The sequence below is a fragment of the Streptococcus sp. HMSC062H02 genome (genome assembly GCF_001813005.1).
In the GTDB taxonomy this organism is placed as follows: domain Bacteria; phylum Bacillota; class Bacilli; order Lactobacillales; family Streptococcaceae; genus Streptococcus; species Streptococcus oralis_S.
Genome location: NZ_KV811128.1, coordinates 1 through 7,576, shown reverse-complemented (window position 1 = coordinate 7,576; position 7,576 = coordinate 1). Strand labels below are relative to the sequence as shown.

At 35.2% G+C, this 7,576-nt stretch carries 2 protein-coding genes; both read left to right on the top strand.

Annotation, left to right across the window (positions count from 1 at the left end):
- A partial coding sequence (locus HMPREF2885_RS06065; RefSeq protein WP_070657471.1) for a ZmpA/ZmpB/ZmpC family metallo-endopeptidase occupies positions 1-4,693 on the top strand: 4,693 nt, incomplete at its 5' end.
- A 241-nt stretch (positions 4,694-4,934) separates the two neighbouring features.
- Positions 4,935-7,576 (top strand): sialic acid-binding adhesin (locus HMPREF2885_RS06060; RefSeq protein WP_148131146.1); only part of this gene is annotated, 2,642 nt, incomplete at its 3' end.

The window sequence follows — 7,576 nt, the reverse complement described above, 5'->3', positions numbered from 1 at the left end:
CAAAGAGGGAGAATCCTTAGTTCAAGAACCACAGTCAGAATATACAGGCAAGATTGAAGTTAAAGGTACTCAGGAGCCAGGTAAAGAAGGTGAGTCGGTAGTTCAAGAAAAGTTACCTGAATATAAAGTAACTGAGGGCGCGGTTACGAAAGAAACTACTACGGAGATTGACTATAAGACAGAAATTATCGAAGATCCAACCAAATATACGGATGAAGAAACTGTCATCCAAGATGGAGAAAAGGGTAGTCAAATTACCAAAACGACTTATAAGACTCTCGACGGTATTGAGACTGATCAAGTTTTAAATACAACAACCATTGTCATCAAAGAACCAGTCATTAAAAAAATAAGCCGTGGTACAAAACCAATTGAAGGAACTCTGGTAGAAGAAAGTCTTGAAAAGATTCCGTTTAAGGAAAAGGTTGAAGAAGATGATCAACTTAAAAAAGGTGAAAGAGTTACTGTCAAAGAAGGAAAAGACGGACAGAAAAAGGTTATAAAGACTTATAAGACAATTAAAGGACTGAAGACTGAAGAAGCACCGAAAGTTGTCGAACAGGTTTTGGAGTTAGATCAAGATCGTATCGTTAAATTAGGAACTAAAAACTTTGAAAAACCAATTTTAAGTTTGTCGCTTATCGATGTTAAAGATTTAAAACGAACATCTCAAATTCGTTACAATTTGGAAAACCCAAGTAAGGCAACTATAAAATCCATTACCCTAACTCTTAAAAAGGGTGATGAAATTGTCAAAACATTGACTATTTCGCCAGACAACTTAACAGCTAGCCTGACAGATTTGCAGTACTACAAGGATTATAAACTCGAAACCAAGATGGTTTATGACCGTGGTGAAGGTGATGAAGAAGAAGTTCTAAGGGAAGAACCACTAAGAATTGACCTCAAAAAAGTTGAAGTCAAAAATATTAAAGAAACAAGCTTAATAAGTGTTGATACTGATGGTGTTGAAACGGATAGTAGCTTCTTAACTTCTGTTCCAACTGATGTAAAACCATACTATCTAAAAATCGCTACGCATGATAATAAGGTGACCCGTCTTGCTGTGGATAAAATCGAAGAAGTTACTGTCGATGGAAAAACACTATACAAGGTCACTGCTAAAGCTCCTGATCTAGTTCAGCATACTAATGGTAATGAACTCAGTGAAGAATATGTTCATTATTTTGCCAAGCCAAAATCTCACGAAGAGAATGTCTACTACGATTTCAATGAATTGGTAAAAGCAATGCAAGCTAATCGTAAGGGGACGTTTAAGCTTGGTGCAGATTTGAACGCAGCAAATGTTCCAACTCCAAATAAACAATATGTACCAGGTGTATTTAATGGTCATTTAACAAGTGTTGATGGAAAACAGTATACCATTCATAATATCGCTCGACCATTGTTTGAGCGTATTGAAAATGCTTCTGTGAAGAATATCAACCTTGGCAATGTGAATATTAATATGCCTTGGGCAGAAAATATTGCACCCGTTGCAAGAATTGTTAAAAATGCTGTAATCGAAAATGTCAAAGTTACAGGCCATATTATTGCGAAAAATGATATTGCTGGTGTGGTTAATAAATTAGATGGCGAGGGCGCTAAAGTTAATAATGTTGCTTTCATTGGTAAAATTGATGGTGTTGGGGATAAAGGATGGAATCTTGCTGGTATTGTGGGTGAGATTTGGAAAGGCCATGCGAATAAAACATATGTAGAAGCTGATATTACAGCAACTAAGGCTCGGGCTGCTGGTCTTGCGTCTACTGTTGACAATAGTTCGGACCCTAATGGCATCGGTAAATATGGGACTGTACGAAATTCAGTCGCTAAAGGAACAATTAAAGTTAAATCACCTGTAGATGTTGGAGGTTTCATCAGTAAGAACTGGGTATGGGGCAAACTTGAAAATAATGTTTCAATGATGAAAGTTGAGAACGGTGAAGAATTCTATGGTTCCGGTGATATTGATTACGATGGGGGATACTTCACGAATAATGCTCTTGAAAGAAACTTTGTTGTAAAAGATGTTAGTGCAGGTAAACATTCGTTCAAATATTCTCGTTCACATAGAATTAGAGAAATTAGTCTCGAAGAAGCTAATACCAAGATTGATGCAATGGGAATCACTGCTGATAAGTTTGAAATTAAACCTCTAATTGAGGACACTCTCAACAATACAAAATCATTAGATGAGACCTATAAAGATACTCAAGATTACAGAATTGACCGTGAACTTGCTTATCGCAATATCGAAAAATTACAACCTTTCTATAATAAAGAGTGGATTGTCAATCAGGCCAATAAATTGGAAGCTAGTTCAAACTTGGTTACGAAAGAAGTTCTTTCTGTTACAGGTTTGAAAAATGGACAGTTTGTAACAGATTTATCTGATATTGATAAGATTTTGATTCACTATGCTGACGGAACGAAAGAAGAATTACTTGTTGTTGCTAAAGATAGCTCTAAAGTGAAACAAGTTAAAGAGTATAGTATTGTAGAACTAGGTGAAATAGTTTATACTCCAAATATCGTTGATAAGGATAGAAGTGATTTAATCCAATCAATTCTAGAAAAATTAAGTCCAGTTGAGTTACAGTCTGATACCATTTATAAACATTTAAATAGACTTGGTGATGGAAAAGTAAATGCCATTAAGAATCTTTATCTGGAAGAGAGTTTCAAGTTCGTAAAAGAGAATCTTGGTAAATTTATTACGAAACTTGTTCACAACCAAGATCATCAGCTAAATACTGATGAAGCTGCAAAACGTGCTTTGATTAAGAAAATAGATGATAATAAGGCTGCTCTACTTCTTGGTTTGTCCTATCTCAATCGATACTATGGAATTAAATTTGAAGATTTTAACATCAAAGAGATTATGTTATTCAAACCAGATTTCTATGGTAAAAATGTTGATGTCCTAGATAGGATTATCAATATCGGTTCTAAGGAAAATAATATAAAAGGTGATCGCACTCACGATGCCTACCGTGAAGTAATTTCAGGTTCAACAGGTAAGGGTAATCTTCATGAGTTTTTAAAATACAATATGGAACTCTTTACAAGTGATAGAGATCTGAATGATTGGTTCATAAAATCAACTAAAGATAATGTTTACATCGTTGAACCTAAAACAACGAATCCTGAGTTTGTTGGTAAGAAACATAGAGCATACGAAGGATTAAATAATGATATGCATGGTAAAATGATCTTGCCACTTTTGAACTTAAAAGATGCCCATATGATCTTGATTTCAACTTACAATACCATAGCTTATAGTTCTTTTGAGAAATATGGTAAGAATACTGATGCAGAAAGAAATGCCTTTAAGGCTGAAATTGATAAAGTTGCTAAGGAACAACAAAATTATCTGGATTTCTGGTCTCGTTTGTCTTTAGATAAAGTACGTAACCAATTATTGAAGAGTAACAATATGGTCCCAACTCCTGTTCGAGATAACCAGAACTACAAAGGAATCAGTACGGATCGTTATGGTCATACTAACAAAGGTAAAGATGTTGCACCAGTACGTGAAGTATTTGGACCAACTGGTACCTATCATGATACGAACTGGAATATGGGAGCTGTAGCTCGAGTTTATGCTAATCCATATAAAGATGATTCAGTCTTCTTTATGGTAACGGATATGATTAGTGATTTTGGAGTATCTGCCTTCACGCACGAAACAACTCACGTTAATGATCGTATGGTTTATCTAGGCGGTTCAAGACATCGCGAAGGAACAGATCTTGAAGCATTTGCTCAAGGAATGCTACAAACTCCTTCAGTATCGAATCCAAACGGGGAATATAAAGCTTTAGGTATCAATATGGCCTATGAACGTTTGAATGATGGAAATCAGTGGTACAATACGAATCCAAATGATCTTAAGTCTAGAGATGAGATTGATCGTTATATGAAAGGGTACAATGATACGCTCATGCTCCTAGATTACCTGGAAGGAGAAGCTGTCCTCAATAAAGCTAGTCAAGAATTAAATAATGCTTGGTTCAAGAAGGTAGATAGACAATACAGGGGGAATAACACTAAGAATCAATTTGATAAGGTTCGACCTTTAAGCGATGAAGAGAAAGCTATTCCTTTACATACAGTAGATGACTTGGTAACCAATAATTTCATGACGAACCGTGGTCCGGGTAATAGAGTTTATAATCCTTCCGATTTTGATTCTGCTTATGTTACTGTCCCTATGATGACTGGTATCTATGGTGGAAATACAAGCGAGGGCGCTCCTGGAGCGATGTCCTTTAAGCACAACACCTTTAGAATTTGGGGTTACTATGGTTATGAAAAAGGTTTTCTAGGGTATGCATCAAATAAATATAAGGATGAATCTAGAAAAGAAGGTAAATCCACGCTAGGTGATGATTATATTATTAAGAAACTGTCTGATAATAAATTTAGTACTTTGGAAGATTGGAAGAAAGCATATTTCAATGAGGTTGTAACAAAAGCGAAAAATGGAATTCAGTCAGTTGAAATCGACGGCACAACCTATAATTCTTACGAAGATTTAAAACAAGCGTTTTCTGCTGCTGTTGAAAGAGATAGAATCAGTTTGAAGAACGGCTCTGTTAAGTTTGATAATACAATTGCACTAAAAGAAAAACTATTCAAGAAACTTTTACAACAGACGGATAGCTTTAAAACTTCTATCTTTAAGTAATCTTTTTTAGACAAATAGGCTGAGTGATATATAGAGAATGGAGAGGACAAAATGTCCTCTCCATTTTTTTGAATTCAAGAAGCTACTTTTTCAGAATAATACTAAGTTTTTACAAATAAAAGTAACTTCCACAACTTGCAAAAAGAGCTTAAAAATTATAGAATGAGTGGTATAATACTTTATAATTATATATAAAAATCTATATATTTTTATATTGATAGTGGTAGTTAAAGGAGTATTGATGAAAAAAGAGATTATTAATAAAAACCTTAAAAAACAGGATAAAGAAAAGGTTATGCGCTTTTCAATTCGAAAATATAGTTTTGGTGCTGCAAGTGTGGCAGTTGCAACACTATTAATGTTTTTAGGAAATGGTGCTGTTTCTGCTGATCAATTGAAAATTTCTGAAGAGTCAGCTAATAAGGTTGAACTAATGCAAGATGGTGAAAAGATCAGTACTGATCAGAGTAACGCGAAGGATAGTCAACCTGAATTAGATAAAAGTTTACTTGCAAACTATATTTTAGAAGTTGAAACAAACATTACTAGTGGTGTATATTCAACAAAAACAGAAGAAAGCTTAGCTAATTTATCAACTGAATTAGCTTCAGCAAAAGCTAGTTTAAACAGTGCACTAAACCAAGAAGAATTGAATAGAGCCTACCAAAAATTAGTGACTGCAGTGAACTCTAAGCTGAGAAATAAAGTAGTTGAAAAAAAAGAAATTTCAGAAGATACCACGAATAGACAAGATACTGTGACTCAAAAAACAGAGAACGTGGAAAAAGAAACTGAAAATTCGGAGAAAAATACAGAGCCTAGTCAGGATGACAAAACGGAGTCAACTGTTCTTCGTAAGAGTAGCTCAGTGGATAGTAATACTGGATTCCGAGCAGCTGTAAATGAAGATCCTAAAGTAGATTTTACCTTTTCGATTCCATCAGAGAAGAAAATTTACATCTATAATGAAGAGAACTTCACATTAGAAATCCCAGTATACTCTGAAAGTGGAAAAATCCGCTATGCAACAATTAAAAAGGGTTCTAGACAGAAGTTTAATAATGTTCCAGATACGGAAAATGATCTTGATATTGAATATGGATTTACTGCTACCGTAATAAACCGAGCAGAAAACCCAACTTTAACAACACCTGCTACAAAGAAAAATCCAGCTAAAATTGTCATTAAAGGGCGTCCCAATGATGTGTTGAAAAATAATAGCGGTTATACCAAACGAGAAGATCAAAACTTGAATATTGGAACTCGTTATTTACAGGTAGTTGATGATAAAGGTAGAGAAAATCTGAAAAAAGGGCAAGACATGTCTGATCCCGCTTATTTCTATCTTGTATTGAAATCTCAGTCAAAGAAGTACGCTTTGCGAGCTCAGCCTGCAGATGAATTGATAACAGTAAGTAGCCTAACAAATCCAACTGCTGAAGATAGAGAGAAAATCAAGAATGGTATTCAGATAGAATATTCAACAGCTAATGAAGATGCGAGATTAGTGAATAAACGTGGAACTTTAGTAGAGAATCCTGATGAAATCATTCAATCAATTGATATTGTAGGAAATAACATTGTGGTAACCTTTACTGATGGATCTACAAGAACAAGACCTGTAGGGGAGGTTTTGAGGGAGAATATACCCCCAACTGTACAAGTACCATATTCTAACGAGCAAAATAGGACTATCTATGTATACTCTAGTGAAGAAACTGATTTAACCTTTACTGCTAAAGATGAATCTAAAATTAAAGATATGAAACTTCGAGGTGCTGGTGATTCCACCGAAGGTAATCTAGATGCCTATGGTTATACAGTTGGGAAAATCACTGAAAGTGCCCTAACGAGTGGAGAAGGCTCTGTTTCAGATGATAAGAAAAGCGCTAGTATTAAAATGACTGGGATTACTAATGCAAAACCTGGTCAAAAATGGACAAGTATCATTGTAGCGAATGATTATAATAACGGAGAGAGTGCACCATACAACGGTAGGATTGAGGAAACTACAAATGTAGCAGAGCGTCAAAAAACAGCAGGATATGTGGAGTTTGTGGTTAAAAATCAAACTTCAAAATATGACATACAGGCTCCTGAAAGTAAGGTAAGTGTAGTAGATCCTAATAACATTACAACTGAAGAATTTGAAAAAATAAAAGAAAAAGTAAAAATTGAATACTCTCAAACTAACGATGATGCAAATCTGATTAGTAAGAGTGGAAAAATAGTTGAAAATCAAGAAGCGCGAATCGATACTATTGCCAAAGATTCAAATGGGAATCTAGTTGTAACTTATAAAGATGGTTCAATTGATACAAGATCTTTATCAGAATTCATAACTTTAAACAAACAGTCTGCCATCGATGCTATTAATGACGCTGCAGAAAGCAAGATTGTAGAAATTAATTCAAATCTACTTGCAACTGCTGAAGAGAAGGCAGAAGCAATTGCAAAGGTGAACGCTGATAAAGAAAAAGCTTTAACAGCAATTGGTGATGTGAATATTACAACAAAAGAGGCATTAGATTTTGCAAAAGGAGAAGGGCTTTTAGCAATCAGTAAGGACAATCCTATAACAATAAAGAAAGATGCCGCAAAAGCAGCTATCGATGACGCCCTGAAAGCTAAGGAAGCAGCTATTGATTCACGCACCGATTTGACGGACGAGGAGAAAGCTGTTGCGAAAGCAGATGCCAAGGCGAAAGCTGATGAGGCTAAGAAGAACATTGACGCTGCGACCACAAATGCTACAGTAGAGAGTGCTAAAACAAGTGGAATTATTGATATAGAAAGTGTCAATCCTCAAGCAGGTCAGAAAAAAAATGAAGCCAAAACTTCTATTGAGCAGGCCCTTAAAGCTAAGGAAGCAGCCATTGATTC